The sequence below is a fragment of the Pseudomonas sp. genome (assembly GCF_017744435.1).
Taxonomy (GTDB): domain Bacteria; phylum Pseudomonadota; class Gammaproteobacteria; order Pseudomonadales; family Pseudomonadaceae; genus Aquipseudomonas.
Map to the genome: position 1 here is coordinate 1 of NZ_JAGIBG010000031.1, position 2,973 is coordinate 2,973.

Sequence of the window (2,973 nt, forward strand, 5' to 3'; positions counted from 1 at the left end):
AAGGGGTCTGATGGGGTTTGATAGACCGGTGCTGGCCTGAAATCAATTTTCGCCAGGACCGGCCTTTTCGCGGGTGAACCCGCTCCCACAGGGATCGCCACAGGCTCGAATATTGTGGTGATCGTTGTGGGAGCGGGTTCACCCGCGAAAAGGCCGGTCCTGGCGAAAATTGATTTCAGGCCAGCACCGGTCTATCAAACCCCATCAGACCCCTTGCGGAATCTCCTCGCCACCGAGCACTTCGAACAGCGCCGGCAGGAACTCGGCAAAGGTCATCATCATCAGCTGGAAGCTGGCATCGAACTGTTGTGCAGCCTCCTCGCCACCGTCCTGTTCGGCCTGCTCCTGCAGCAGCTCTTCGAACTTCAGGCGCTTGATCACCATCTTGTCGTCGAGCACGAACGACAGCTTGTCCTGCCAGGCCAGGGCCAGCTGGGTGACCACCTTGCCGGTGCTCAGGTGCAGCTGGATTTCCTCGCTGGTCAGGTCCTGGCGCTTGCAGCGCACAATGCCGCCGTCTTCGGCGGTGTCACGCAGCTCGCACTCGTCCAGCACGTAGAAGCCTTCGGCAGCCTGTTGCGACTTGACCCAGTCGGTCATGGTCGCGGTTGGTGCGATCTTCACGGTGACCGGGCGCACCGGCAGCGAGCCCATCACTTCGCGCAGGGTCGACAGCAGGTCTTCGGCGCGCTTGGCGCTGGCCGAGTTGACCAGGATCATCCCCAGGCGCGGGGCGATGGCGGCGAAGATCATCGAGCGGCGGATGAACGCGCGCGGCAGGAAGGCCTGGATGATCTCGTCCTTGATCTGGTCGCGCTCTTTTTTATAGACCTTGCGCATCTGCTCGGTCTCGATCTCTTCGACCTTTTCCTTCACCGCATCGTTGACCACGCTGCTCGGCAGGATGCGTTCTTCCTTGCGCGCGGCCACCAGCAGGAACTCGCCGCTGACGTGCACCAGGGGAGCGTCTTCGCCCTTGCCGAACGGCGCGATGAAACCGTAGGTGGTCAGCTCCTGGCTGGCGCAGGGGCGGGCTGGCTTGGTGGCCAGCGCGGCTTCCAGCGCTTCAGGCTCGAACGGTACTTCCTGGGTCAGGCGGTAGGACAGCAGGTTCTTGAACCACATGGGGGGCAATCTCTCCTTAATGCATAAGGCGGGCATTATTCTCCGAGCAGTGCCCACAGGCCAACCCTGTCAGAGGGCCAGTAGCCGTTTATAAGGGAAGAAAAGCCCCGGCTGCGCTAGGTCTTTGAAAGGCTTGGAATTTTTTTTGAGAAAAATTAAAAAAGTGCTTGCCAGGGTGGCAGGCCCTCCGTAGAATGCGCGCCACACCGAGACGAAGGGTGATTAGCTCAGCCGGGAGAGCATCTGCCTTACAAGCAGAGGGTCGGCGGTTCGATCCCGTCATCACCCACCACTCGATGTATAGCGCAGCGGTAGTTCAGTCGGTTAGAATACCGGCCTGTCACGCCGGGGGTCGCGGGTTCGAGTCCCGTCCGCTGCGCCATATTCCACTTCCAGGGCCCACTGAACACCCGGAAGTAACAAAGAAAGCGACCTTAGGGTCGCTTTTTTTGTGCCTGAAATTTGAGGCTGATATTTTTTGCGAAAAAGTTGCATCAATGGCTTGCCAGGCTGCTGGTTCGTCCGTAGAATGCGCGCCTCACCGAGACGAATGGGTGATTAGCTCAGCCGGGAGAGCATCTGCCTTACAAGCAGAGGGTCGGCGGTTCGATCCCGTCATCACCCACCACTCGTTGAATAGCGCAGCGGTAGTTCAGTCGGTTAGAATACCGGCCTGTCACGCCGGGGGTCGCGGGTTCGAGTCCCGTCCGCTGCGCCATATTCCGCTTCCAGGGCCCACTGAACACCCGGAAGCCACAAAGAAAGCGACCCTCGGGTCGCTTTTTTTGTTTCTACGGCATGTGCGCTCTTCTTGTAGGAGCGGCCTCGTGTCGCGAAAGGACCGCAAAGCGGTCCCAGCAGTATCAGCTCTAACGCTCTTCTTCCCGCAACGTCAGCACCTCGACCCCATCCTCGGTCACCGCCACCGTATGCTCCCACTGCGCCGACAGGCAGTGGTCCCGGGTAATCACCGTCCAGCCATCCTTCAGCGTCCGCGTGCCGCGCCCGCCCTGGTTGATCATCGGTTCGATGGTGAACACCATGCCCGGCTGCAACTTCATGCCCATGCCGCGCAGGCCGAAATGCAGCACTTCGGGCCCTTCGTGCATCTGCTGGCCGATGCCATGGCCGCAGTACTCGCGTACCACGCTGTAGCCGGCCGCTTCGGCATGGGCCTGGATGGCGTGGCCGATGTCACCCAGGGTCGCCCCGGGGCGTACCTGTTCGATGCCTTTCCACAGCGCATCGTAAGTGGTGTCGACCAATCGCTGGGCGTCTTCGCTGATCGCCCCGATGCTGTACATCTTCGACGAGTCGGCAATGTAGCCGCCCTGTTCGAGGGTGATGTCGACGTTGATGATCGAGCCTTCCTTCAGCACCTCATCGACCTTGGGGATGCCGTGGCAGACCACATGGTCCACCGAGGTATTGAGCGAGTAGGGGAAGCCGTACTGGCCCTTGCTTGCCGGGCGGGCCTTGAGGGTATCGACGATGAAGGCCTCGGCGCGGTCGTTGATCTGCATCGTGGTCACGCCGGGGCGGATGAAGCTGTCGAGTTCGGCGAACACCTGGGCCAACAGCCGGCCGGCGTTGCGCATCAGTTCGAGTTGGGCGGGGGTCTTGAGGATCACCTTGGACATGGAATGCGGGCTGTGGCTCGTGCTGGAAATTGCCCCAGCATAGCGCCATGGGCCTTGTTGCTGCCACCGCATGGTGCGGTTGCCTGTACCGGCCTCTTCGCGGGCACGCCCGCTCCCACAGGTACTGCGCAGTTTTCAAACCTGTGGAGGTCCTGTGGGAGCGGGCGTGCCCGCGAAGAGGCCGGTACAGGCAACCGCACCATGCGGT

Annotated in this window: 2 protein-coding genes and 4 tRNA genes; 4 read left to right on the top strand and 2 right to left on the bottom strand. The window is 61.2% G+C overall.

Annotated elements, in window-relative coordinates; translation table 11 throughout:
• Positions 1-204 precede the first annotated feature (204 nt).
• A complete protein-coding gene (gene rdgC / locus J7573_RS19225) occupies positions 205-1,125 on the bottom strand; it encodes a recombination-associated protein RdgC (RefSeq protein ID WP_103449541.1) in 921 nt (306 codons plus the stop codon).
• 216 nt (positions 1,126-1,341) lie between these two features.
• Here rdgC and J7573_RS19230 point away from each other — a divergent pair.
• The 4 genes from J7573_RS19230 to J7573_RS19245 all read left to right on the top strand — a co-directional run bounded on the left by J7573_RS19230 (position 1,342) and on the right by J7573_RS19245 (position 1,843).
• Positions 1,342-1,417 (top strand) — tRNA-Val (locus J7573_RS19230).
• 13 nt (positions 1,418-1,430) lie between these two features.
• A tRNA-Asp gene (locus J7573_RS19235) sits at positions 1,431-1,507 on the top strand.
• A 170-nt stretch (positions 1,508-1,677) separates the two neighbouring features.
• Positions 1,678-1,753, top strand: a tRNA-Val gene (locus J7573_RS19240).
• A 13-nt stretch (positions 1,754-1,766) separates the two neighbouring features.
• Positions 1,767-1,843 (top strand) — tRNA-Asp (locus J7573_RS19245).
• A gap of 151 nt (positions 1,844-1,994) precedes the next feature.
• Here J7573_RS19245 and map read toward each other — a convergent pair.
• Positions 1,995-2,765, bottom strand: a complete 771-nt coding sequence (gene map, locus J7573_RS19250) for a type I methionyl aminopeptidase (protein WP_294338860.1) — start codon at positions 2,763-2,765, stop codon at positions 1,995-1,997.
• Between the last annotated feature and the right edge of the window lie 208 nt (positions 2,766-2,973).

What these genes read in the sequence shown, in the direction of transcription:
- rdgC (WP_103449541.1), bottom strand. Translation starts at nt 1,125, where the DNA reads ATGTGGTTCAAGAACCTGCTGTCCTACCGCCTGACCCAGGAAGTACCG.
- map (WP_294338860.1), bottom strand. Translation starts at nt 2,765, where the DNA reads ATGTCCAAGGTGATCCTCAAGACCCCCGCCCAACTCGAACTGATGCGC.